The organism is Pseudoalteromonas sp. SG45-2 (genome assembly GCF_014164115.1).
GTDB lineage: Bacteria > Pseudomonadota > Gammaproteobacteria > Enterobacterales > Alteromonadaceae > Pseudoalteromonas > Pseudoalteromonas distincta.
Window position 1 is genome coordinate 1 of record NZ_JACJEO010000038.1, and the last position, 26,052, is coordinate 26,052.

22 protein-coding genes are annotated in these 26,052 nt (G+C 37.9%); 6 read left to right on the forward strand and 16 right to left on the reverse strand.

Features of this window, described 5'->3' with window-relative positions; genetic code table 11:
- Window positions 1-127 precede the first annotated feature (127 nt).
- The 4 genes from H5116_RS19460 to H5116_RS19475 all read right to left on the reverse strand — a co-directional run bounded on the left by H5116_RS19460 (window position 128) and on the right by H5116_RS19475 (window position 4,017).
- Window positions 128-472: a hypothetical protein gene (locus H5116_RS19460; protein ID WP_182716883.1), complete on the reverse strand. Its 345-nt coding sequence runs from the start codon at window positions 470-472 to the stop codon at window positions 128-130.
- Window positions 473-1,243: 771 nt separating this feature from the next.
- Complete coding sequence (locus tag H5116_RS19465) at window positions 1,244-1,531, reverse strand: putative quinol monooxygenase (RefSeq protein WP_002958660.1); 288 nt, start codon at window positions 1,529-1,531, stop codon at window positions 1,244-1,246.
- A gap of 79 nt (window positions 1,532-1,610) precedes the next feature.
- A complete protein-coding gene (dkgB, locus tag H5116_RS19470; RefSeq protein ID WP_182716884.1) occupies window positions 1,611-2,426 on the reverse strand; it encodes a 2,5-didehydrogluconate reductase DkgB in 816 nt (271 codons plus the stop codon).
- Window positions 2,427-2,844: 418 nt separating this feature from the next.
- Window positions 2,845-4,017 carry an MFS transporter gene (locus H5116_RS19475; protein ID WP_039487557.1) on the reverse strand — a complete coding sequence of 391 codons (1,173 nt, stop codon included), beginning with the start codon at window positions 4,015-4,017 and terminating at the stop codon, window positions 2,845-2,847.
- Between the two features lie 116 nt (window positions 4,018-4,133).
- Between H5116_RS19475 and H5116_RS19480 the strand changes: the two genes are divergently transcribed.
- Entirely contained in the window at window positions 4,134-5,021 is an 888-nt protein-coding gene (locus H5116_RS19480; protein WP_182716885.1) for a LysR family transcriptional regulator, read from the forward strand.
- Window positions 5,022-5,128: 107 nt separating this feature from the next.
- Complete coding sequence (locus tag H5116_RS19485) at window positions 5,129-6,169, forward strand: metal-dependent hydrolase (protein ID WP_182716886.1); 1,041 nt, start codon at window positions 5,129-5,131, stop codon at window positions 6,167-6,169.
- A 74-nt stretch (window positions 6,170-6,243) separates the two neighbouring features.
- Here H5116_RS19485 and H5116_RS19490 read toward each other — a convergent pair whose 3' ends face one another.
- Window positions 6,244-7,206 (reverse strand): sensor domain-containing diguanylate cyclase, encoded by a 963-nt coding sequence (locus tag H5116_RS19490; RefSeq protein WP_154902887.1) that lies wholly within the window; start codon window positions 7,204-7,206, stop codon window positions 6,244-6,246.
- 323 nt (window positions 7,207-7,529) lie between these two features.
- Window positions 7,530-7,799 (reverse strand): hypothetical protein, encoded by a 270-nt coding sequence (locus H5116_RS19495; RefSeq protein ID WP_039487544.1) that lies wholly within the window; start codon window positions 7,797-7,799, stop codon window positions 7,530-7,532.
- Between the two features lie 241 nt (window positions 7,800-8,040).
- Between H5116_RS19495 and H5116_RS19500 the strand changes: the two genes are divergently transcribed.
- Both H5116_RS19500 and ykgO read left to right on the forward strand, forming a co-directional pair.
- Window positions 8,041-8,307 (forward strand): type B 50S ribosomal protein L31, encoded by a 267-nt coding sequence (locus tag H5116_RS19500; protein WP_182716887.1) that lies wholly within the window; start codon window positions 8,041-8,043, stop codon window positions 8,305-8,307.
- A complete protein-coding gene (gene ykgO / locus H5116_RS19505; RefSeq protein WP_002958669.1) occupies window positions 8,304-8,438 on the forward strand; it encodes a type B 50S ribosomal protein L36 in 135 nt (44 codons plus the stop codon). Before H5116_RS19500 ends, ykgO begins: the two co-directional genes overlap by 4 nt.
- Window positions 8,439-8,501: 63 nt before the next feature.
- Here the strand turns inward: ykgO and H5116_RS19510 are convergent, their stop codons facing one another.
- Together H5116_RS19510 and H5116_RS19515 are read right to left on the reverse strand one after the other, a co-directional pair.
- Window positions 8,502-8,888: an OsmC family protein gene (locus H5116_RS19510; protein ID WP_002958670.1), complete on the reverse strand. Its 387-nt coding sequence runs from the start codon at window positions 8,886-8,888 to the stop codon at window positions 8,502-8,504.
- A gap of 83 nt (window positions 8,889-8,971) precedes the next feature.
- Complete coding sequence (locus H5116_RS19515; protein ID WP_154902890.1) at window positions 8,972-9,361, reverse strand: cytochrome b562; 390 nt, start codon at window positions 9,359-9,361, stop codon at window positions 8,972-8,974.
- Window positions 9,362-9,912: 551 nt separating this feature from the next.
- Here H5116_RS19515 and H5116_RS19520 point away from each other — a divergent pair.
- Both H5116_RS19520 and H5116_RS19525 read left to right on the forward strand, forming a co-directional pair.
- Window positions 9,913-12,765, forward strand: coding sequence for a TonB-dependent siderophore receptor (locus H5116_RS19520; RefSeq protein WP_154902891.1), 2,853 nt, complete (start codon window positions 9,913-9,915; stop codon window positions 12,763-12,765).
- A gap of 548 nt (window positions 12,766-13,313) precedes the next feature.
- Complete coding sequence (locus H5116_RS19525; RefSeq protein WP_182716888.1) at window positions 13,314-16,154, forward strand: TonB-dependent receptor domain-containing protein; 2,841 nt, start codon at window positions 13,314-13,316, stop codon at window positions 16,152-16,154.
- A 422-nt stretch (window positions 16,155-16,576) separates the two neighbouring features.
- On the opposite strand, the gene H5116_RS19530 is transcribed toward H5116_RS19525, so the two are convergent.
- The 8 genes from H5116_RS19530 to H5116_RS19565 form a co-directional block, all read right to left on the reverse strand.
- Window positions 16,577-18,355, reverse strand: coding sequence for a sugar phosphorylase (locus H5116_RS19530; protein ID WP_182716889.1), 1,779 nt, complete (start codon window positions 18,353-18,355; stop codon window positions 16,577-16,579).
- A 55-nt stretch (window positions 18,356-18,410) separates the two neighbouring features.
- Window positions 18,411-19,631: a glycosyl transferase gene (locus H5116_RS19535; RefSeq protein WP_002958673.1), complete on the reverse strand. Its 1,221-nt coding sequence runs from the start codon at window positions 19,629-19,631 to the stop codon at window positions 18,411-18,413.
- Window positions 19,624-21,369 (reverse strand): HAD-IIB family hydrolase, encoded by a 1,746-nt coding sequence (locus tag H5116_RS19540; RefSeq protein ID WP_182716890.1) that lies wholly within the window; start codon window positions 21,367-21,369, stop codon window positions 19,624-19,626. Before H5116_RS19540 ends, H5116_RS19535 begins: the two co-directional genes overlap by 8 nt.
- 145 nt (window positions 21,370-21,514) lie before the next feature.
- Window positions 21,515-22,753 (reverse strand): uracil-xanthine permease family protein, encoded by a 1,239-nt coding sequence (locus tag H5116_RS19545; RefSeq protein WP_182716891.1) that lies wholly within the window; start codon window positions 22,751-22,753, stop codon window positions 21,515-21,517.
- Window positions 22,754-22,763: 10 nt separating this feature from the next.
- Window positions 22,764-23,393, reverse strand: coding sequence for a uracil phosphoribosyltransferase (gene upp, locus H5116_RS19550; protein WP_002958676.1), 630 nt, complete (start codon window positions 23,391-23,393; stop codon window positions 22,764-22,766).
- A gap of 146 nt (window positions 23,394-23,539) precedes the next feature.
- The gene (locus tag H5116_RS19555; protein WP_182716892.1) at window positions 23,540-24,496 is read right to left on the reverse strand and encodes a phosphotransferase; all 957 of its coding nucleotides are present in this window, start codon (window positions 24,494-24,496) and stop codon (window positions 23,540-23,542) included.
- Between the two features lie 270 nt (window positions 24,497-24,766).
- The gene (locus H5116_RS19560; RefSeq protein WP_182716893.1) at window positions 24,767-25,249 is read right to left on the reverse strand and encodes a hypothetical protein; all 483 of its coding nucleotides are present in this window, start codon (window positions 25,247-25,249) and stop codon (window positions 24,767-24,769) included.
- Between the two features lie 25 nt (window positions 25,250-25,274).
- Window positions 25,275-25,826 (reverse strand): hypothetical protein, encoded by a 552-nt coding sequence (locus H5116_RS19565; protein WP_182693008.1) that lies wholly within the window; start codon window positions 25,824-25,826, stop codon window positions 25,275-25,277.
- Window positions 25,827-26,052 lie beyond the last annotated feature (226 nt).

A 26,052-nucleotide genomic window follows, 5' to 3' on the forward strand; every position in this document is an offset into this window, starting at 1 on the left:
TAAGAAAATTACGCTAGAACTAGGCAAAAATTTTTATATCTAGTTGTTCTAAATAAAAAATTTTTAACGACGTTATAGTGCAATTTAATTCGTTAAATTGATCAAAGATTTATGCAGGTTGGTATTATTAGCTGCTTGATTTGCTTACTAAAACTGACAGTTCTTTACCATCAACATTAATACTTGCTTCTTTGCCTATTTCAACAATTAAAGAGGGAGCCATATGTTTTCCACCTAGTTTTAGGTCAGTTGCTAAACTAACAGTAAGCTCATCAATTGGCGTTACTGTAAGAGCAAAACTATACGAATTATCAACTGAAACTGACGCCTCTTCATTTGAATTAACTACTAAAACAGGTGAACCAATTAAGTTTTTATTATCATAAAATTTAGCATTCACTACAAAACTATCATTAGCTTGTGCAAATGAAGCAAAGCCTAACAACGCTACTATTGCGATTAATTTTTTCATTATTATCTCCATATAAATTATACAGTTTAAAGCTGTTAAGGCTTTATTGGCTGTGATTTTTTAGCTAGCAATTTACCAGCTAATGATTAAAAACTTATGTTTTAGCTCTGATGACATAACCAACGCCCAGCGAACTAATATAGAACAACACTCCAAATACACTAATATCAATGAGTAGCTTTAGAATGTCAAAAGTATCTGTAAACACAAGATACTCAAAAGCAAATAAGTGAAATATAACTTTTGATCCGAAATACGCAGTTAATAAAGGGATTACAAAAATAAGAATAGATTGATTAGATTTATTAATTTCCATACCCATGTCTCCATTATTAGTTTAATTAACTCAGCTCTAAAAATATAACACAAAAAAATATATAAATAGTTTGCTATTTTGAGTCTCTTATTCAGTACCACTCGAACTATTTACGGCTGACTAAAATGCCATGTTATATTTCTATAATTTACACCAGAGAATTTTAATGTAAACAACAAATTAAATAGGCTATTTATTAGAGTGGGTTGTGATAGCAAAACGACTCTTAATAAAGTTATGAACCTCTTTTGATTTCGAAGCACTACGAATGCGAATTAACAAAAAAGAGTCCTAATAGGTTTCATTGATATTGGCGAAGTTGGGTATTTAGGCAGGTTGGAGTGTAAGAATAAAAGGTGATGTAAGATAACAGCACCTATTTGAGTATTTACTTTATGATATGTAATTTAGCTAAGTATTTTAATACGTACCATAATAGGCACTATAAAAAGAATTTAACCAATTGATTTATATACATCAATACTACTATTGGTCAAAAGCCCAGTAACTTGCGTACCAAACGCTTTAAAGTGTGGCTCGTTTTTATGCGCTTCAAAGTGCTCGTCAGACGCCCACTGTTCACTAACAACGTAATCGGTATGTTCATCATCACTTTTTACCGATAGTTCATAACGTAAGCACCCTACTTCTTGGCGCGATGACTTTTGTAAGTTTTCAAGTGCTGTAAGCATCACATCTGCATCAATATTTTTGCACGACAGTGCAGCTATAACCGTTAACATGTGTATTCCTTTTAAAAAGTTAAGGTGTAGATAATCTACACCTTAAAATATTTAGTTTAACTTTGCGTTTGAGGTAAGTTTACTGATCCCACTGCGGCGCAAAGTCTGGTGTTGCTTGGCGGTCGCCACAATCTAGACCATCAATGCGGGCTATGTCTTCATCATCTAATTTAACGTGGTCGTTAAAGTTATCTTCTAAGTTTTTGCGCTTAGTTGATGATGGAATTGTCGTCATGCCGGTTGCGTTAACCCATGCTAAAACAACTTGTGCTGGACTTGCATCGTGCTTTTTAGCAATGTCGATAATGGTTTGATCTTTAAGTACTTTGCCTACTACAAATGGCATGTACGCTGTCACGTGTATATCGTGCTGAGCACAAAATGCACGCAATTTAGTATTAGTTAAATATGGGTGAACCTCAACCTGATTGGTAAATATTTCACGCGAGTCAAGTGTTTGCATTGCTTCATTTAAGTTTGCAATGGTGAAGTTTGATACACCAATGTGCTTAGTTAAACCAAGCTGCTTCGCTTTTAGTAATTCAGTGAGGTATTCACTCATTGGCTCGTCGTTAGCAGGCGATGGCCAATGAACTAGCAGTAAGTCGACCGAATCAACTTGTAGCTTTTCAAGTGACTTTTTAACGCTTGGGATAAAGTCGCTTTTATTTAATTTGTTATTCCACACTTTGGTGGTTAAGAATATTTCACTGCGCGGAATATTACTATCTTTTATGGCTTGACCTACTTGCTCTTCGTTGCCATAAATTTGTGCGGTATCAATATGGCGAAACCCAACTTCGAGTGCCATTTTTACTGAGTTATAGGCAGTGTCGCCCTCTAAGCGGAATGTTCCCATACCTAGTTCTGGCATTTCTATTACACGTTTTGTCATGGTTTATCCTTATAAAATAATCGGTTTTGAAATACAAACTTTTAAAAGTTTTACGAAATACACCTTTTACTTCTTATTACGACTGTCACTTAAAAATCTATGACCTCATAACATGTATGAGGTCATTAATTTTAGTTTCAAGGTTAGGGTCTGTTAATCTTTAGAGATTACATTTGCAGCAGTGTATTTGGTATTTAGGCAAGGCAGAGCCTATGCAGTGTGGTTGTTCCACATTAATAGGCGATAACGCAGCATAAATGCCAAATACGCGCTGCCTGTAGGTTCTTCCTAGGGTGGATTTACTCTTTGTCCCTCGATTTTTACTTAGCCCACTAGGTTACAAACCTCGCTCCGTGATTAAATCATCCCTAGATTGAACAAATTTAATCCTAAAAGGTCAACAGACCCTGCTAAGGCTTTATGCTTGCTGAATTTCACGTTTATCAAGCATACCGCTGTAGCGTGTAACACCAAGTGCTAAAACAGAGATAACGGCGCCTATCCATGCTGTATCTTGCAGGGTCATGTTCTCTACTACGCTACCGCCAATAATTGAGCCAAGTGCAATACCAATATTAAATGCGGCTATGTTTAAACCTGATGCAACATCTACCGCATTGGGCGTGTGCTTTTGCGCTTGCTTTACTACATAAAGTTGCAAGCCTGGCACATTACCAAAAGCAAATGCGCCCCAGACTAAAATAGTAAGTACAGCGGCAATTTTTGATTCCATCGTAAAGGTAAATATCAGTAAAATAATACTCAAAGCGCTGAATATAATGCTCAGTGCGCTAATTGGGCCGCGTTTGTCGGCCAACTTTCCACCCCAAATATTACCTACCGCTACCGATACACCGTAAACAAGCATTATTAAAGCAATAGCCGAAGGCGCAAAACCTGTTTGTTGCTCTAAAATAGGTGCTAAATAAGTAAACGCTGTAAACGTGCCGCCATAGCCCAATATCGTCATTAAATACACCAGTAATAAACGCGGTTTTACGATTACTTGTAGTTGCTCTTTAAACGTCGCAGGTATTGATTGTTTTAAATTTTTTGGCACTAAAATAGAGCTGCCGATTAATGCAATTAAACCTAATACCGACACAACTAAAAACGTTGCACGCCAACCAAAGTGTTGTCCAATCCATGTACCTAGTGGCACACCAGTTACGAGTGCTACAGTAAGCCCAGTAAACATAATGGCTATTGCACTGGCTTCTTTGTCTTTGCTTACTAGGCTAGTGGCAATCATCGATCCAATTGAAAAAAACACACCATGGGCAAGCCCCGTTAAAATGCGCGCAAGTATTAATGTTTCGTAACTTGGCGCTTGCCATGCAAGTAAGTTACCTAAAACAAATAAGCCCATTAAGCTTATTAGTACCACTTTACGATTCCAACGACCCGTTAAAGCCGTTAGCACCGGCGCACCGATGGCAACGCCAACCGCATATAAACTTACAAGCAAACCTGCTGAAGGTAGGCTTACGCCTAAGTCGTTTGCAATGGTGGGTACTAATCCCACTATTACAAACTCAGTTGTTCCGATTGCAAATGCGCTTAAGGTAAGCGCCCACAAAGCCAATGGCATAGTTATATCCTCATTAATATTTGAAGAATGTAGTTTGGCTAAAATATCGTTTGCAAAAAATAGCATTAGTGACAAAATACTTTTGTTAATAATGCAAAGATGGTGTTGGTATACTTATGGCAGTTCATTCAAAAACTGAAGATTTAGAAACGTTTATAACGGTAGTCGATTGCGCAAGCTTTTCCGGGGCGGCTAACTTGCTCGATCAGCAGGTGGCTAAAGTGTCGCGAGCTGTATCACGCCTTGAAAATACACTGCAATGTACTTTGCTAAACAGAACAACACGCCGGTTAGAGCTTACCGAAGAAGGCCATACTTTTATAAAATTTGCACGCGAAGGGTTAAATACGCTTTATACCGGTGAAGAAGCCATAAAGCTTTTAAAACAAGCGCCAAGTGGCAAGCTGCGAATAGATGCGGCAAGCCCTTTTGTATTGCACCAACTTACACCTTTAATTGGCGAATTTGCCAAGCAATACCCCCACATAACGCTTGATATAACCTCACACGACAGCATTATTGATTTACTTGAACATAAAACCGATTTAGCCATACGCATTGGTGATTTAAAAGACTCAAATTTACATGCTCGTAAACTTGGCAGCAGCCAGTTACGTATTGTAGCCAGCCCAGAATATATAAAAAACAACGCAACAATTACGCAAATAGATGACTTACAAAATCACAAGATAATTGGTTTTAGTGACTCCCCTAAATTAAACACTTGGCCGTTAGTAAAGCCCGCTTTATTTACGTTTTCGCTTAGCGCAAGCAGCGGCGAAACAGTGCGGCAACTATGTATTGCAAACCAAGGCGTTGCGCTACTTTCTCACTTTATGATTGGCAATGATCTAAAAACAGGTAAATTAGTTGAAGTGTTACCCAGTGCAGTTAGCTCACCTAATAACCGAGAAATTATACAAGCCGTGTATTATAAAAATAGTGCGGTATCGTCTCGCATTACAGCGTTTTTAGATTTTATAAAGCCCAGGCTTAGTTTATAAATTTTGGGCATTGATGTGCTTATCAAATATTTCACATTATTTTTTGACGCTTTTTAATAATCAAAAAGTATAAATAATAAAAGTCGCAATTAAAGGTATTAATCAAAATGGATTCTTTAACGCAGGTAGCATTAGGTAGTGCTGTAGGTTATGCGGTATTAGGCAATAAAATAGGTCGAAAAGCCGTTTTATGGGGAGCAATTTTAGGCACACTTCCTGATTTAGATGTATTTTTGCCTTATGGTGGCTCTGTAGAAGCATTTACTTACCACCGTAGCTTTAGCCATTCGTTATTAATACATTTATTAATTAGTCCGCTCATTGTATGGCTAATATTAAAAATACACGCGGGAATGCAAATTTATAAAGTGCGCTGGTTTTGGCTAGTATTTTTAAGTTTATCTACACATGCCATATTAGACAGCCTAACGGTATACGGTACACAATTACTTTGGCCTTTTACTGAGTACCCCTTTGCGGTTTCTAGTGTGTTTATTATTGACCCCGCTTACACGCTTCCTTTATTAATTGGCGTAATATGTACGCTAATACCCAAAATACAAGCAGCAACGGCTTATCATATAAATGCAGCGGCCTTAGTTTTAAGTAGTCTATATTTATTTTGTGCTTTAATTTTAAAAGTAAGTATTGATGACAAGGTAAAAACAGCACTCAACAACAGGCAAATACCAGTAAATGCGTATATTAGTACGCCTGCCCCGCTAACCACTTTGCTGTGGCGTATTGTTGTGATGTCTGACGGACAATACTACGAAGGTTATGCATCAGTATTTGACGTGCCAAACGATGTTACATTAACGCCTTATCAAACAACGCCTTCATTGTTAAATAATATTAGCGATGAATGGGCTATAAAGCGCTTGCAGTGGTTTACTAAAGGGTTTTATTCGGTGCGCCAACAGCAAAGCAATATTGTGCTTTCTGATTTACGTATGGGCATGGAGTGCAACTATGTGTTTAATTTTGTAGTGGGTCAAAAAAATGATTCAGAGGTGAGCATTGGTAACTTTGAAAAAATAAGTCAAAGACCAAACTTAAACAATCTTCATAAAATATGGGACAGGATTTGGCAACCAAATGTGTCTTTAGCATCACCCTCTGCAAAAAATGACTGCAATAGCGAATAACGTCATATTATAAGATTCGTACTAGCATGAGGAAGTTAAGTGAAGTTCAAGCAGCAATTAAACTAAATAGCTCACTAAAGTGATTGCTGCTTTTTTTGCTGATACATTGCAACATCAGCATCTTGAATCATATCCTCAACCGATTTACCTGTATCGTATTTAAAGTGTGTTACCCCTACACTGTAATCAATTTTGTATGGCTTATTTAAGGTATTATTGGTATGCGCAATTGCATCCGCAAACCTTTGTAAAACAAACTCAGCTTTTGTTTCATCTAAATCACTTAGCATTACTACAAACTCATCTCCGCCAAGTCTGCCTATTACTTCACAATCACAAAATGAACTAAGCATAATTTGCGCAAATTTATTCAATACAAAATCGCCTTCGTGGTGTCCATAAACATCATTAATTTGTTTAAATTTATTAAGATCAAACAATATAAACGACATTGATACTTTGTTTCGCCTACATACATTTAGCGTATGCTCAGCAAGGTTCAAAAAGCCACGCCGGTTAGAGATTCTTGTTAACTCGTCAATTGTAGCTAGTTGAATTGATTGAATCTCTTGCTCAACCAACGTGCCTAAATCTCTTAGTAATTGTTTTTCTTCATCATTAAGGTGTCTAGGTTTATTATCGGCAAGGCATAAAGTGCCTATAATAACCCCTTGCCTTAATTTTAAAGGAAAGCCGGCATAAAAGCGTACTTTAGGATCGCCTGCAACAAAAGGGTTATCAAAAAACCTTTTATCTTGGGCTGTATCTGGGATTATTAACAACTCGTCTTGATTTATGGTATGGCCACAAAATGAGGTTTCGCGAGGAAGCTCAGGCGCATCAAGCCCCTGCCTAGATTTAAACCATTGGCGGTCTTCGTCAATTAAAGTAACCAATGAAATAGAAACATTAAACATACGCTTGGCAATACGAGTAACACGATCAAAGCGCTCTTCATGCGACGTATCTAGAATTTTTAATGTTTTTAACGCATGTAATCGCTCTGCTTCGTTACTTGGGATCTCAGGTTTAATCATTAAAGCTCAATTAATTTTAAGTGTTTTATGAATTACGAAATGGGAGCGAATATTTTCGAGTATATAACCCATAAACTTATTTAAATTATAAACAGTCTGTCTATTAAAACTAGAACATTACCTTAAAATAGCAATAAATACTTATGAATATCAGTAAGTCGTACCTAAATAAAGATAAGATTAAATCCGCAAAAAATTATGATGAAAACAGGTGGGAGTAGTGGTTGATACAACATTACTACTTTCTAGTTAAAAAGTAGTAGTGGCTATTTAGTTTTATTTAAATAACCACTGGATTTGGCATACTTACAAAAATAAACACTTTAATTTTGGTGCTCATATTGTCCACGGTAAACTTCAAATACTTTTAAAACAGTATGTTGCTCTTTAGTTAGGTTATCAAACCAAGTATCAAACAGCTCATCATCTTCTTGCTCACTAAGTGCCATATACCTTGCTAGTAACTCTACAATATCATTGTGGTTGCAGGTTAACGGATTTACTTGTTGCGCCAAGGTACTGTGGTCGCGCTCTCTTAGGGTTTCCATCACCCCTTGGTCAATTTGTTCTTGTTGTTGTGTTGCGTCACTCATACATAACCTCTGTAATAACTTTATAACCGTATTTGTTAACGTTTTAACTCTTAAATATAGTTATAACAGCCTAAACGCCAATAGCCAGCATTTTTAATTCAAGTGCTTATTTTTTGATTTATTTGCACAAATAGCCAGCAATTACGCCCCTTTTGGGGAGCATTTAAATAATTTGCAATGAGAGAATAAATACGTTAAATTAAAATGATACATTATCACATATCATTTATTGAGGCGTATTATGAAACCAAATATTCATCCTGATTACCAAGTGGTTGCTTTTCACGATACTGCTGCCGATTCTTACTTTATTATTGGCTCAACCATTAAAACAAGCCGCACAGTAGAAATAGACGGTAATACTTATCCATATGTACCTATTGACATATCAAGTGACTCACATCCATTTTATACAGGCAAGCAAAAAACTGTTGCTACAGATGGCCGTGTTGCACAGTTTAACCGTCGTTTTAAAAGTTTATCGACTGTTAAAAAGGAAAAGGTATGAAAGTATTAAGTTCCCTAAAAAGTGCGAAGCAACGCCCGGGGTGTCAAATTGTAAAACGCAAAGGTCGTGTATTTGTAATTTGCAAAAACAACCCACGCTTTAAAGCAGTACAAGGAATGAAAAAGAAATAAGTTAAGCCGTGGGGCACTATACATAATTAGGTAGCCTGTTAAGGCTACCTAATTTAGGGTGGATTATTTTACCACTACTGAAAACTCTGGCACTGCCTGAATTACTTTTTTTACCGTACAGGTATTAACGGCTGCAATAAGCGCCTTTTTATATTTATCAGGAAAACCGTCTGGTAGGTTAATCTCAATTGAAAATAACTTTTTACCGTTATCATCTACATTTTCATTATTTTGAGTAAGCGTCATACCTTGCGTTGAAATATCACGCTGCTCACAAAATTTACGTGCATAAAAACCTGCACATAAAACCATACTTACTAAAAAGTAATCAAACGGTTCTGGATGCTCTGCGTTGCCACCAGCGTTTACACTTTGATCGCTGATTACTTCTAGGTCGCCAAATTTAGCGCTTTGCTTTTGGCCTTCTAACATTGAAACTGAAATTTCCATTGTGTTTCCTTATATTTATTGCTGCAGATACTTTTAACGCAATTAGCTTAAAAGTAGCGACTAAAGATACATATAGTTTAGGTTTATGAACCGAACAGTAATTCAAAGAACCCTGGAGGCTCATGTAGCTCATGATATTTTTTACGTAAATTATCTATATTTTTTAACGGTTCTTTTGCTGCACTTAGACCCTGCTCATTCGCTGCTTTTTTTGCAAGCTCAGCTTGGGCAATTACTTTATCAAGGCCCTGCAATGACTGTTCTGGTTTCTTGTAAAACTTACCTGTTTTACTCACTTTAACCAGCTTTATAAATTCATCAATCGCAGTATTAAATTCACTAAGTTGAGTTGCCTGTACTGCTTGTTTATACGCAAGGCCCGTATTTTTCATATTTATTTCAAGATCGACAGGTTCCTCGGCTAAAACCAATGAGCTAAATAATAACGCAATATTTAATAAGAAATATTTCATGAACAACCTTATGAGTGAAAGACGCCGAATTGTATCAATTAAAGTAAAAAAAGTAACTCTACTACTCTAAACTTTGGAAGCTATCTGTAAAGCCCCTTTACAGTTTGTATTAGCGGTGGAAGACAGAACTTAATCTTGAATTTATGAAAATAAATTATCAAGCTAACCCTATACGATACAAACCTCAAAAGTAACAAAATAATCCCTAAAAACACAACTATAAAACCATGAAAACAAACATATAAATATTTATACTTTTAAAAATCAATAAGTAAAAAAAAATAAAAAAGACAAACAAGATACAAAATATAAACACATTGCCAATAGGGCAAACAAGAAGTTAACAGAAACATTTTAAACCATTGTTTTAACTACATTTTAACAACCCGCTTGTCTTCTTTATTTGTAGGTTCAGCGATAATCCATTGCCTAAAAAACTGCAAGTGTTAAATCTGGGTGCGCAATGTAAATTTTGTATACAAATAATTACTAACATGAATTTTATATTGCACTTAAGTTTTAAAAAACAACTAATTCATCTAGGGGATAATATGAAATCTTATAACCAGCTCTCAAGCGGCATAAAAACAGCTCTCTGTTTAAGTGCAATTGGTTTGGCGCATACTTCTATTGCAGCAGATGCTGAGGATACAAAAATAGAACGAGTTGAAGTAACAGGTTCAAAAATCAGCCGAGTTGGTGCAATTGCACCTGCACCTGTAACTGTAATTACTGGTGAACAACTTCTTAATACTGGTGCAGTGAATATCGGTGAAGCGTTAAATAAACTACCAGCACTAGGTAACACATATTCTTTAGCAAACTCAGGCCGCTTTATTGGTACTGCAGGTCTAAATATTCTTGATTTACGTAACATGGGTACTGACCGTACGCTTGTACTTGTAAATGGTAAACGCCATGTTTCGAGCTCAGCAGGCTCACAATCTGTTGACACTAATACTATACCAAGCGTATGGGTTGAGCGTGTAGAAATTGTAACAGGCGGTGCATCTGCTGTTTACGGTGCTGATGCTGTAACAGGTGTTGTTAACTTTATTTTAAAAGATAATATTGAAGGTTTAGACTTTACTGTAACTAAAGGCGTTTCAGATTTAAGTGATTACAACAATGAAAAGGCAACCTTTTCATATGGTAAGAACTTTGATGATGGCCGTGGTAATGCTGCATTTGCAGTTGAATACTCAGCTCAAGACTCTTTAAATGCGTTAGATCACCCTTGGACTGATGGTTCATACTCAAGTCTACGTAACCAAGCCCAAAACGATTCTAATAAAGACGACCCTAATTTTCCTGATAAGATTTATACGCCAAATGCTGGTTACTACGCAATTAATAACGCAGGCGTATTTAGCCTAGGTAATGGTTATGTAAATACATTTAATGCAGATGGCTCTCATCGTGACATTTATACTGGTGACAACGTTGACGGTCTTCTATGTGCAGATTGTGATTCGTTTAACCTAGCCCAGTTTGACGAGATACAACCAAAATTCGAACGTTACAATGTTAACTTTAAAGTTAACTATGATGTAACAGACGATTTAAATGCTTATTTTGAAGCCAAATACGTAAACAGTGAAGGTGAAAGCATTGGCCAACCCGCATTTTTCTTTGGCGATCCACGTAATACCATACAAATTGATAACGCATATTTAGACCCAAGTGTTAAAAAGCTTATGGAAGAAGCTAACGATGGTGAAGGCGTAGAATCAATAAATGTACTTCGTATGATGACTGATTTAGGTCGTCGCATTGAAAACAATACACGCGAAACAACACGATTTGTAGCTGGCCTTAAAGGTACGGTCTTTAGTGATTGGGATTTAGATGCATCTATTGTACGTGGTAAAACAGAATTAGAACGCGTCAATGGCGCTAATATGATTCTTGAAAATTACTCTAACGCACTTGATGCGGTAGATGATGGCAATGGTAATATTGTATGTAGAAGTGAAGCAGCACAAGCTGAAGGCTGTGTTCCTGTAAATATTATGGGCTTTGGTGCGCCAAGTGATGAAGCAATTGACTACATTAATACAGTTTCTACAGGTACATCTGAAATCACTCAAACTGTAGTATCTGCTTCTTTGGCCAATGGTGGATTATTTGAATTACCTGCAGGTTATGTAGGTATGGCTTTTGGTGTTGAATACCGTAAAGAAGAAAGTGAAACAAAAGAGCCAAACAATGCTGAAGGCACATTCTTTAATGCACTTGGTGAAGACAAAGGCGACTTTGATGTAAGTGAAATTTTTACAGAAGTATCAATTCCACTACTTTCTGATATGCCATTTGTTCAAGACTTAGTGCTGGATGCAGCTGTACGCTACGCTGATTACAGCACAATTGGCGATGCAACTAGCTGGAAATTAGGGCTTGATTGGACTCTAAACGATGAGCTTCGTTTTCGTTTAACACAATCAGAAGCGCTAAGAGCGCCAAATATTGGTGAAATTTTTGGTGCACCGAGCCAAACTTTCTACAGTGTCGACGATCCTTGTCAAGCTGATAACTTAAATGATTTACAAAACAGTAGTACACGCCGTGCCAACTGTGCTGCATTAGGTGTGCCAGAAGGTTTTGATTCTGACTATGATTCACAAACACTTGAAGGTTTACAAAGCGGTAACCGAGATGTGAAGGGTGAAGAATCTACAAGTACTACTATTGGTCTAGTTTACCAACCAGAGTTTATTGAAAACGCAACACTTACTATCGATTACTGGAAAATTGAGCTTGAAGATGCAATCTCGACTATCAGTGCGCAAGATATCCTAGATCGTTGTGTTGATAGCGGCTCAGGTATTTCAAATCAATATTGTAGTCTTATTACACGTGATGCAAACAGTGAGATTTCGTTAATTCAAAACTCAGTGCTTAATGTGTCAGGTCAAGAAGCATCTGGTGTTGACTTTGAATTAGGTTACGACTTTGATGCGCTTGAAGGTAGCTTTAAAACACGCTTTATTGGTACATATTTGATTGAGCGTAAAGAGTTCCCATTCCAAGATGAGCCTAGCGACTACATTGAATATGCGGGCGTTACAGGTGAAGCGCAATGGCAAGCTAACTTAAATATAGAATACAGCTACGAAAACTTATACACATCTTTGAGCACTCGTTATATCGAAGAAGTAAGCTTATACACAGATCAAGATTTAAGCGATAACCCCAATCCAAATAGTTTAACTACTTTTGGTACATACATAATTACTGACATGACAGTCGGTTATAACTTTGATAACGGTGTTGGCTTAAAAGTGGGTGTAGATAACCTATTCAATCGTGAGTTACCTTATGGTACACGTGGTGATGGTAGCGGAAGTGCTAGCTACGATAATATAGGGCGTTTTGGTTACATTACTTTTTCATATAAAATGTAAGTTTTATTGTTAATAAAAGGCCCATAAACTGGGCCTTTTTTACTTTTCAAAGATGAAATTTACTCATTTTATATTTATTAGCAACAAAAATAGCGTATTTTAAATTACTTCACGACAACATGAAATTACATAAATAAAACATTAAAGACTAAAAAACCTTCTATTAAAATTTATTAATTAACTAACCTTCTCCTAAAAAATTAATATGAAAGCCATAAAAAAGTTCATTATTAACACTCAAATGAAAACAAAAAACACTACATGATAATGAAAAGTGCATAGACAATAAAAAACCTTATTTTTAGTTACAAACTCATATCAAATAATTAAAATTATAAATGTAAAAAACGCAACAAACTGAACTTTATAAAAATTGATACAGAAATAACTCATTTGAATCCATCAAGTTACCTCTCTTCTATTACTGGTTTCCCCGTGCAATAATCGCCGACCTCATAAAAAAGTTATAGGTTTTTATCTAATACAGACTGTATTAAGTAAAAATAAATATTGTATTAAATTACTATAAAATGTCCTTTGGGAAACACATGAAACGTCATAATTTACTTTCTACTAGCATTAAATGTGCATTAATTACTGCTGCTGCAACAGCAAGTAACTCTGTGCTTGCACAAGATGAGCAAGCAACAAAAATTGAACGCGTTGAAGTAACGGGTTCACGTATTTTACGTGAAGGTGCTATTGCACCTGCACCAGTAACAGTTATAAGTGGCGAGCAGCTAATTAATACAGGCGCTGTAAACATTGGTGAAGCGCTAAACAATTTACCAGCACTTGGCAATACATATTCTATGGCTAACTCAGGCCGTTTTATTGGTACTGCTGGTTTAAATATTCTTGATTTACGTAACATGGGTACAGACCGTACCCTAGTACTTGTAAATGGTAAGCGTCATGTATCAAGCTCTGCAGGTTCTCAAGCTGTAGATACCAATACTATTCCAAGTGTATGGGTCGAGCGTGTAGAAATTATCACTGGTGGTGCATCCGCTGTATATGGAGCTGACGCGGTAACAGGTGTTGTAAACTTTATATTAAAAGACAACATTGAAGGTATGGATTTTAGTGTTACCCGAGGTTTTGCCGATTTAAACAGCTACAACAACGAAAAAGCGACGTTCTCGTACGGCTCTAATTTTGATAACGGCCGTGGTAATGCCGCTTTTGCTATTGAGTACTCTGGCCAAGATTCATTAAATGCACTTGACCACCCTTGGACTAGTACTTCGTTTAGTAGTTTACGTAATCAAGCCCAAACAGATGCAAACAAAGATAGCGCAGCCTTCCCTGACAAAATCTTAACACCTAATGCTGGTTATTACGCAATTAATAACGCCGGTGTTTATGCACTTGAAGATGGATACACTAATAGCTTTAACGCCGACAGTAGCGCTCGCGACTTATACATAGGTGATAATGTAGATGGCTTGTCATGTGCAAACTGTGATTCGTTTAATCTTGGTCAATTTGAAGAGATTCAACCTGAGTTCGAGCGCTACAACGTAAACTTTAAAGTTAACTACGATGTTACCGACGACTTAAATGTCTACTTTGATGCAAAATACGTAAACAGCCAAGGCGAAAGCATAGGCCAACCTGCATTTTTCTTTTTCGACAGCGACAATAGCATTAAAATCGACAACCCTTACATAGACCCAGCCATCAAAGCACGTATGGAAGAGGAAGGTGTTGATTCGATCATGGTTAACCGCATGATGACCGACCTTGGCCGCCGCATTGAAAACAATACGCGTGAAACAACGCGCTTTGTTACCGGCTTAAAAGGTACTGTATTTGAAGATTGGGAATTAGATACATCAGTTGTTTATGGCCAAACTGATCTTGAGCGTGAAAACGGCGCTAACATGATTTTAGCCAACTACTTTAATGCACTTGATGCCGTTGAAGATACAAATGGTAACGTAGTATGTCGTAGCGCTGCTGCACAAGCTGACGGCTGTGTACCTGTAAATATTATGGGTTTTGGCGCACCATCTCAACAAGCTATTGATTACATAAATACAGTATCAGTTGGTACCTCAACAATTAAGCAAACAGTTGTTTCTGGCTCACTTGCTAATGGCGCTATTTTTGAATTACCAGCAGGTTATGTAGGTGTTGCATTTGGTGCCGAGTACCGTAAAGAAGAAAGCGAAACAAAAGAGCCAGATAACGCAGAAGGTACTTTCTTTAACGCACTGGGCGAAGATAAAGGCTCGTTCAACGTACGCGAAGTATTTTTTGAAGCGACGATGCCAATTTTAACTGATTTGCCGCTTATTCAAGATTTAGTATTTGACACTGCAGTACGTCATGCTGACTACAGTACGATTGGCGAAGCCACTAGCTGGAAACTTGGTCTTGATTGGACTGTAAATGATGAGCTACGTGTACGTGTAACACAATCTGCAGCACTTCGTGCGCCTAACATTAGTGAAGTATTTGGGGCAGCAAGCCAAACTTTCTACAATGTAGACGACCCGTGTCGTGCTGAAAACTTAGGTGACTTATCAAACGGTGCAACACGTACTGCAAACTGTGCCGCATTGGGCGTAGCGAGTGACTTTAATTCAGATTACGATTCAGCCTCTTTAGATGGTTTAACTAGTGGTAACCGCGATGTTAAAGGCGAAGAGTCAACAAGTACAACTGTAGGCATTGTTTACCAACCAGAGTTTTTAGAAAACGCGCTACTTACTATTGATTACTGGGAAATTGAACTTGAAGATGCAATTGACACAATTAACGCGCAAGACATTCTTGATCGCTGTGTTGATAGCGCAACAGGTATAAACAATCAGTACTGTAACTTAATTACACGTAATGCTAATGGTGAAATTACTTTAATACAAAACTCTGTATTAAATGTTGCTGGCCAAAAAGCATCAGGGATAGATTTTGAACTAGGTTACGACTTTGACGCGCTTGAAGGTAGCTTCAAAACCCGCTTAATTGGTACTTACTTAATTGAACGTAAAGATTACCCGTTCCAAGACGACCCTAGTAACTACATTGAATACGCTGGTACTACAGGTGAAGCTAAGTGGCAAACTAACTTATCTGTAAGCTATGTTATGGATAACTTTTTCTCAACAGTTGAAACACGCTTTTTAAGTGAAGTAGATTTATATACAAATGTTGAGCTTGAAAATAACCCGAACCCAAGTAATCAAATGTCTTACGGTAAATACTTTATTACCGATATGACTGTTGGTTACAACTTCGATAGTGGCTTAGGCGTTAAAGTAGGTGTTGATAACGTATTTAATCGTAAACTTCCGTACGGTTCACGTGGTACAAGCGCGGGTAGCGCAAGTTACGATAACATTGGCCGCTTTGGCTACATTAACTTAAGCTACAGCTTATAATTAATAAAATAACTTATTAGGGCGTGTTGATCATTGGTGGGTGAATTTGCAGCAGTATGTTTGGTTTTTAGGCAAGGCAGAGCCTATGTAGTGTGGTTATTCCCTATAAATAGGCGATAACGCAGCATAAATACCAAACATGCGCTGCCCGAAGGGTTCTTTCTAGGGGCGATTAACTCTTTGTTGCCTACATGGATGTAGGTAAGGGGCGTGAGCAGAACGCGGAAGCTTTGCTCGGTTTTTACTTATTCTTACATAGATGTAAGCCAGTAGGGTAACGCAGGAGCAGTTACCGAGCCCACTAGGTTACAAACCTCGCGTCGCGATTTAATCGCCCCTAGATTGAACAAATTTCAATCCACAAAGATCAACACGCCCTAGTTAAAACAAAGGCTCGCAGTGCGAGCCTTTTTTAATACATTTTATTTAATATTACTCAGCCACACGCTTTGGTATGGTTCTAGCTCTATTGTTAATTGGCTTTCTTCAATCGTTTTATCTGCCACCAAATCAAACCACTTTTGGGTGTTAATTAAGTTTAAGTCGGCTAATGTAAGTGTTTGTGGTTTATCGCTAATGTTATAAACACAAAATATGCTTTGGCGTCTGTCTATACTTTGTCGCCAAAAACCAAATAATCCCCCCGCTAAATGCAGCGTAAACTGTGTAGCATTTGGGTGGAAGGCACTTTGCTTTTTGCGTACTGCCAATAAACTTTTTATGCCGTTAAACACTTTATGATGATGGCTGTACTTTTCACCAATTGCCGCCAGTAGCTTTGACTCTTGCCAACGATGGCGGTTAATAGCACGGTTATGCTGTGAATTTTCAAAGCGTTCGTAATCGTTAGTTGTACCCAACAAACTATGAATATAAAGCCCTGGGATACCTTCAAGCGCAAACATAATTGCGTGAGCACACATAAATCGCTCCAGGCCAAACTTATCTGGGCCATTGTGCGTCCCTTGGAGAGCATCAAATAAAGCAATATTTAGCTCGTACGGTGTATGCGTTCCATCGTTACTGGTTCGCATAGATACACGACCACCAAATTGCATAGTGGTACTTACAAGTGACGCCACTTCACTGGGTTGTAATAAACCTTCAATTGGTCTGAGCCCTATTCCATCGTGCGAGGCTATAAAATTAAAGTATGCCGTACCATTTTGCGCAGGCGGCATGCTCATCATCCAATGCTTAATTGCAGTGCTATCGCCACTAAGTAATGTATGAAGCAATAAAGGCGGCAGTGCAAAGTTATAAATACTGTGCGCTTCGTTGGCATTACCAAAATAAGACAGGTTTTCTTGGTTTGGAATATTGGTTTCGGTAATAATAACTACGCTCGGCTCTGCGTGCTCAATAAGTGTTCGCATTAGCCTTACGGCTTCATGTGTTTGCGGCAAGTTAATACAACTTGTATTAAGCTGTTTCCACAAAAATGCGACCGCATCGAGTCTAAATAAACGCACGCCATTGTCTAAATAATGCCTAATTATTCCCACAAACTCTTTAAGTACATCAGGATTGCCAAAGTCAAAATCAACCTGATCGTGACTAAACGTACACCATACGTGCTTTTCACCGCTTGGCGTTGTTACAGTATTTAATAACGATGAGGTTCGCGGGCGTACAACTTGGCTTAAATCATCCGTTAAGCTCGCCGTTTTGAAATAATCTTTACCCGGGTGTAAATCATTTAAAAAGTTCTCAAACCATACACTTCTGCTTGAGCAATGGTTAATAACCAAATCCGCCATTAGCTTTACATCTTTAGCGATATTTCGAATATCTCCCCAATCACCCAAGGACTCATTCACTTGCACGTAGTTCATTACGGCAAAGCCTTCGTCTGAGCTGTACGGGTAAAATGGCAATATGTGCAGCGCATTTAACTGCATATCACATTGCTCTTTTATAAACCTGTGTAGTGTTTTAAGCGGTGCCTCCATTGGGCTCGATACGGCAAATTCACTATCATCGTGTTTAATAATAGAGTCGCCATAAGCAATCAATACTATATCTTGTTCATCCCACCGGTTTGTATGGGGTGTCGGGTCGCGCAGTGCATTGCTACCTAATATAATTTTAATGAGTTGCTGAGCAAGCTCAGTAACCGATAAAGGCAGCTCAACACCCTCATAAATAATATGAAGATGTTGCTCTACTCGTTGTAAAAATAATTCGCTAACTGTACTCACATGCGCCCCTAATATTTATTGTTTAGACTTATAGGCTAGTTAACCTGCACGCAGGTTAACTATATTCTTCGTTATCTAGCTCTACGGCTTCTTTTAAGCGCTCAAGTACGTCTGGCATTGCTGATACAACACGGTTCCAACTTGGCACAAATGGCGCTTCCATTGGGTTTTCTAAAAAGTGTTGCCCTGCTTCCATAATATTTTGTGCAAACATTTCTACTGCTTTTTCTTCTTGGTGTACATCAAGCGTTAACCCGTTCATTAGCGCGTCGTTATGATACGTTTCTATAAAATCTAAACCGATACGGTAATAAGTCGCTTTTAATGAACGAATTGTTTCGCTGGTAAAAGTAACACCTTGAGTCGCCAGCTTTCTAAACAATGCCTTAGTAATATCAATCGACATTTTAGACAAACCTGCACTTTGATCATCAAGTGAAAGTTCTTGGTGTTTATGGTCATAATTATCGGCAATATCTACTTGGCACAAGCGGTTATGCGAATAGTTACGATACATTTCACTCAGTACGCCTATTTCAAGGCCCCAATCACTTGGGATACGAATATCGTTTAATACATCGCGTCTAAACGAAAACTCACCTGCAAGTGGGTATCTAAAAGAGTCCATATATTCAAGGTAGTCGGTATTGCCTAAAATTGTTTTAAATGAGCGAAGCAATGGCGTTACTAATAAGCGCGATACACGGCCATTAATTTTGCCATTAGCAGTACGCGGGTAAAACCCTTTACAAAATTCATAGTTAAAACGCGGATGCGCAACGGGGTAAATTAAGCGAGCAAGTAGGCTTCTGTCGTAGGTTAAAATATCGCAATCATGCAGCGCGATAGACTCTACTTCTGCTGTTGCTAATTTATAACCCATGCAATACCACACATTACGCCCTTTACCCAGCTCACGTGGTGCAACACCTAGCTCTTGTAATTCTTTATCAAGTGCTTGTAAGCGTGGGCCGTCGTTCCATAATACTTTATGGTTTTGGTTTAGCTCTTTAAAAAAGCCTAGTGCATGACGGTACTGTGCTTCGTCGGCTCTATCTAAGCCTATCGTAATTTGTGATAAATATGGTACTTCGCGTAATTCACTAACTATATTTTGCAGCGCAGGGCCTTCAAGTTCACTAAATAACGAAGGAAGTATTAACCCCATAGGGCGCTGCTTACTAAAAGTAAGTAGCTCTTTTTCTAGGTCTTCTATTGGTCTGTCGGCAATATTATGTAATGTTGTAATAATGCCATTTTGGTAAAAATCAGCCATGAGATGTTTGCTCCTCAGAAATACTTAAAATACTGCTAATACATGGCAACGACGTTATTTCTTCAATCCAGCCCAGCGGTGCTGGTGATTGAGAATATCGTGCTTTGTTGTGCGACAATTTAACCGGCTTTTTACTCGCCGGATTGGCAATAATAATGGCGATATTTGCGTGCTCTAACATTTGCTTATCGTTATCGCTATCACCCAGTGCTATAACCGTGAGAGGCTTTCTGAAATGATGGGTAAACTGTTTAACTAACCACTGCTGTGCAGCGCTTTTATCGGTATTTTTGGCAATATGAATGAAGCGTCCGCCAATTTTTATATCGTAGCCGAGTGCTTCAACATCGTTTACAAAGGCTGTGAGTAATTCGTCATTGCCATACCAATAAAGAGGGTCTGAATAATCGCGAGTTTGTGCGCGTCTTGCTTGTGCATCGTTTAGCCCGGTAAGCTCTGATATTTGCTCACTCGATAAGTCACTAAACAATTTGTAATGCGCTTTATAATCCGCCTTTAAAGTATTTAAGTCATTTAATAAACTCGATAACGGCTTTGCCATTGCGTAGCACCAATAAGCGCCTACTTTTTTACAACCAATTGGCTTTAATTCAAAATAGTCTTCTGGAATAAATACCGCTGCACCGTTTTCGACAATAAAAGGCTGTCGAATATTTAAATCGTTTTTAAGCTCTATAACTTCGCAAAAAGTTTTGCTGGTATTAAACACCACAGGAATATGCGCATTTTGCAGCTGCTGTAATAACTCACTGATATTATTTGTATTGTAATCGGCGTGATCGAGTAATGTACCGTCCAAATCTGTAAAAATAATAGGTTGAAGGGTGTCATCACTTGTTAGGTGCATACCACTAATATCTCGGTTGCTATCAAGTTCAATTAAAGCATTTGCTTTAGCGCTCAGTGTGTTTAAGTTCTCACGCGTAATGCGCTCAAAATGAGAAATAAAATACACCAATTGCTCGTTAGTCATGGTGCCTGAGCCTTCACCTTTTTTGGCTATTAGCTTTTGTTCTTGCTCTTGTCGCCATGTAAAAACATCACTAAAACTCGGTGCTTTTAGCATAACGGTATAATCAATTAGGTTAAAAACGGCTTTATATTCATTTGCCAAACAGCTATTTACACAGCGGCGCCAAACGCCTTCTTTATCAAACTGTTGCTCTAACTCGTTAAGCGGCTCACTCAATGAAAACAGCGGTTGTGGCTCACTGCCCACGCACCACCCTTCCAAAATAACAATATCAACTGGCTTTTCATTTGTTAGCCAATCACTTGTTAGCACGCAGTCGTCTTCGTGTTTATTAAAACGGGGAAGCGGTACGTTTACCTCTCCTGCCAGTAAATTAGTTATTGTGCTATTCATTAACGCTACGTCGTGAGTACCCGGTACTCCGCGAGTAGTAAAAAGAGGATGTACGTCTTTGGCAAGCTCAGTACGTGCTTGTTTTGCTAAATAAAAGTCATCAATAGACAATGCAACACTGTTAAGTGGTGTGTTTTTAGAAAACCACGTAACTAAAAAATCTGCGAGTGTTGTTTTTCCTGAGCCCTGGCATCCATTTATGGCAACAAAAATAGGAGTATTTGTTTTTTTAGATTCGAGGATGTCATGCGCAAGTGGAACAAAATATTGCTCACTCAAATATTGATACTTTAAAGGCAGTTGGTGTTTTGCTAAAAACGGGGTTATATCCACAATATTGGCCTCTGACATAGTAACTCCTTTGCATACGATGCGTTCTGGAAATTAAATGCAGATACTAGACCATTATTATTTTTGTATATTTATTAATAGGTTAAAAAAATAGCGCATTGAAAATGCGCTATTTTGGTGCAATATTTTTAACTTACGTGCACTATTAACTCTCTTGAGGCTGCGCCTTAGGTAATACAAGGTTGAGTACAATGCCTAAAATAGCGCATAAACTTACGCCCTCTAAACTAAATTGGCTACCACCTATATGCATACCGCCAATACCGCACACCAAAATAAGTGCAACAATACTTAAGTTACGTGGTGCTGTTAAATCATCGCCCGACTTAACTAATGTATTTAAACCCACTACAGCAATAGAGCCAAAAAGTAGAATCATAATGCCGCCCATTACAGGTACAGGTATAGTCTGTAAGCCAGATCCCATTTTAGCAACAAAGGCTAAAATAATGGCGATAATGGCTGTCCACATCATTACTTTAGGATTGAAGTTTTTGGTAAGCATAACTGCTCCCGTTACCTCTGAGTAAGTAGTGTTAGGCGGGCCGCCAAATAATGATGCTGCAGACGTCGCAAGGCCATCACCAAACAAAGTACGGTGAAGCCCAGGTTTTTTCAAAAAGTCTTTATTGGTTACTTGGCTAATAGCCATCATGTCGCCAATATGCTCAATTGCAGGTGCTATTGCTACAGGCACCATAAACAAAATAGCCTGCCATTTAAACTCAGGCCATGTGAAGTTTGGTACAGCAAACCACTGTGCGTTAGTTACTGCGTCAAATTGCACAACGTCCATTGCAAGCGATAAACAATAACCCGCAACAACCCCTGCCAGAATAGGTATAAGCTTAAATACGCCTTTTCCCCACACTGCAAAAATAAGCGTAACCACTAACGAGAACAACGAAATATAAATAGCACTGTTGTAATCAATAATTTGAATACTTCCGTCGCCACTTTTACCCATCGCCATATTTACAGCAACAGGTGCAAGCGCTAAACCAATAACCATAATTACAGGGCCTACAACCACAGGCGGTAAAATTTTATGAAGCGTTGCAACGCCCTTAAATTTTACTAATAAACTTAAAAGCATATAAGCAAAGCCCGCTACCATTAAGCCGCCCATAGTGGCTGGCACGCCCCACATTTGCACAGCGGCAATAATGGGTGCAATAAAAGCAAATGATGAAGCTAAAAATATAGGCACTTGGGCTTTAGTCACTACCTGAAACAGCAAAGTACCAATGCCAGCGGTAAAAAGCGCAACATTAGGATCCAAGCCCGTTAAAAGTGGCACTAATACCAGTGCACCAAATGCTACAAACAGCATTTGCGCGCCTGTTAAAATAGTTTTTATTGAAAAGGTGTCATTATTTTGCACTTAAAGACTCCTAAACAGTACCGAATATTTTGTCGCCCGCATCGCCTAAACCAGGGATAATATAGCCCTTTTCGTTTAAGTGGCTATCTACAGAGGCTGTAAATATTTCTACGTCGGGATGTGCTGTAAGTGTTTTTTCCACACCTTCTGGTGCAGCTACTAATACAATTACTTTGATTTCTTTACAGCCTGCTTTTTTAAGCATATCGATTGTGGCAATCATTGAGCCACCGGTTGCAAGCATAGGGTCAATAACTAAGCTTAAGCGCTCATCAATATTACCAACAAGCTTTTCAAAATATGGTACTGGCTCTAGCGTTTCTTCGTTACGTTCAAGACCAACAACACTTACTTTAGCGGCTGGTAATAACTGCATAACACCGTCCATCATGCCAAGACCAGCACGCAAAATAGGCACTACGGTAATTTTTTTACCTTTAATGTGCTCTACTTTTAATTTATTGCCATCCCAGCCTGTAATTTCGTTATCTTCTAACTGTAGGTTTTTAGTTGCTTCGTAGGTTAATAAGGTTCCAACTTCAGAACATAATTCACGAAAGCTTTTAGTACTAATACCATGCGCTCGCATTAGGCCTAGTTTATGTTGAACAAGAGGGTGAGAAATAACGTGAATTGCCATGATATAAACCTACTGATACAAGAATTTGCAGTATTTTATATTAAAAAAGGTCATTTGACCTGTAGTTTTAAAGAGATTTTCATACATCGTGCCAAAATGTATTGTTTTGCCTGATATTTATGCAAGCAATCAACCCGTTGTGTTTATTAAATGTTACTAGCTAACCAGCTATTTACTTGCTGTTGCATATAACTATTTATTTTTTGGTGCTCGGGGCTCCAGCCAGCTAAAAATCGATAAAAGTCAGCCCATGCAGCAGGCCATAAAGCGAGCCAATTGTCAGCTATTTTACTTGCTGGTGCCCAAGGGTGATAAGCTGTAATAGCAGCCTTTAAATTGTCAAAATAATACACAAGGTACTCATCAGCGCACTCGTGTAATTGTGCATCACTCAAGCAACTGGTCATAAAATACATTACATCAATTATCCCAGAACCTGCACCTATATACTGAAAATCATAACCGAGTATTTCATCGCGCTCATTTGCTGCAAAGTTAGCAAGTTTTGCATCGCCATGAATCAGCGTTTTATACGTACAACTTTGTAGCTGCTCATCTATTTTATGTGCAGCATTTTTAATATCGGACTTTTTATCAAGGTTATCTTTTAGTTTATTAAACTCATCTGGGCGCGTGCTTAAATGCCAGTAGTTGCCTTGCTGCCATAACCCTTCAGCGGGTTTACTTAAGTTAAACGCATGAAAGTGTGCAAGCCACCTTAATATAGCTTTAACATGTTGTGGCCCTGCTTGAGTAAACCCATGTTTGGTGAAATCCTTAAACACCAGCGCATATTCATCATCTTTATTAATTACACCTATACATTCAATACTTTGCGCATGTACTGGTAAATGCTGGCTATAAAGCTTATAAAATGTGTATTCAACACTATATGAGTGCTGCTTTCTTTTAAGCGCAAATTCGCTTTGTTTAATTTTAGGATGGTTTATATAACTGGGTATTTTAATCGCTTTAATAACGCAGGCTTTATCATCAAGCTGGCACTGCACAATACTGCCACATCCACTCCAAAGTGATGTAAGCGTATCGCCAATTTCAATGTGCTTAAAGTGAGGTTGTAATAAAGGAATGTAAAATGCCATAGCTATATTAAGTAATTAAGTTTTTTGTAGTTTAACATTAGTGGACGTTTTTAATAAAACTAAGGCATAAGAAAGCTCCACTTGGTTTTATACAAGTTTGTATGTAAATAGTGGCCAAAATCACTATGCCACAACACTTTGATTTTAAAATTAACTGGATAAAACCATGTCTTCCTAGGTTGAGTATATTTAGGCATTTTAGCCTCTTCAAAGTGATGAGGAGGTGTCCACTAAAACGGGTGAGGAGCAATGTCCTGCTTGAATGGTTTGTTATGTAACCTTTATACCACTTTCCTCAAAAAACTTTTCTAATTTACTTCTATTAATGTTTGATAGAAAAGCAAAAGATCTAAAGGTAATACCGACTTTAGATTTAAAGTCTATTAGGTGACCCAGCGGACCAAGATTATAGGAGCGTATTTCTTGAAGTGAATCAAGTGCAGTGTCATCTTTAAAAAAGCCATAACCGTAAAAGTACAACCTATTTTGATGAATTTGAAAAACAGGCTTACTTAAGGCTCTAATAGACCAAACCCAAAGGATAAAACCAACACCAAATAAAATAATCAAAGTAAAATCTAAACGATAGTTAAGCAAGCTAAGTAATAATTCATCATCACTCCTATTACGAGCCTCTAAGAAATAAACACCTAAAAAGGTTCCTATCGGAACTCCAGGTATTACCCAGATGTACATTAAGAATGCTTTCCACATTGGATAATGTTCTGTGGACGAGTTTCTCCAGAATTTCACAATTCTTCCTTGGTTACATAACGCGCTAATCAGTCGAGCCGTTGTTTGGCGTCGGCTGCATTTGCTTGTTAGCTTGAATATACTCTAATCCCATTTCTTTTTTGCATATATCTCCGCTCTCAAACTTTTCATCAGAATAAAATAGTGCACCAATTATCTTATTATTTGTTGGGTTAAAAGACACACTTAACGAATCAACTCCCTTAGCTTCATTGCGATTGATTTTTAAAGTCAAAGAGGTTTGGTTTTCTGTGCGTTGCATTTTAACGTGTGTAACAGAAGAAACTTGGTAAAAAGCAGGATACAGAATTAAGGAAGAACTGAACGCGTTAATTAAGGCTTGTTTATCATTCCACTCTGGAATTGATTTCTTATACCTTTCCATTGCAGTTAAGTAATCATGATATTCATCTATTCGATCAGCAGAGTGATAACTTTTTGATAGGTTCTTAACGTCATAAATATAATTATTGATTTGAATAAGCTCATCACTTGAGCATACGTTAGCGAAACTCCCTGCTGTGAAAGTCGAACTTAGTAGCAATACTAAATGACTAAGTTTCATATTTGAAAACATACGCCTCCCTTCAAGCTAACGCTTACATAAGCGGAAAATTATAGTTGGCTAAAATTTTGAGGAACGAAAAAGAGCCAACTGTAAATTTTCCGTTTGATGTTCTTGTATGGATAATAAACCCATAAATTAATTAATACTTTAACCAAGTTCGGGTAATGTGAGGCCCAAGCTTTGGCTGCAACCAAAGCCTTTTATACAGTAGTTCGATTGATTGAAGGCTCCTCTA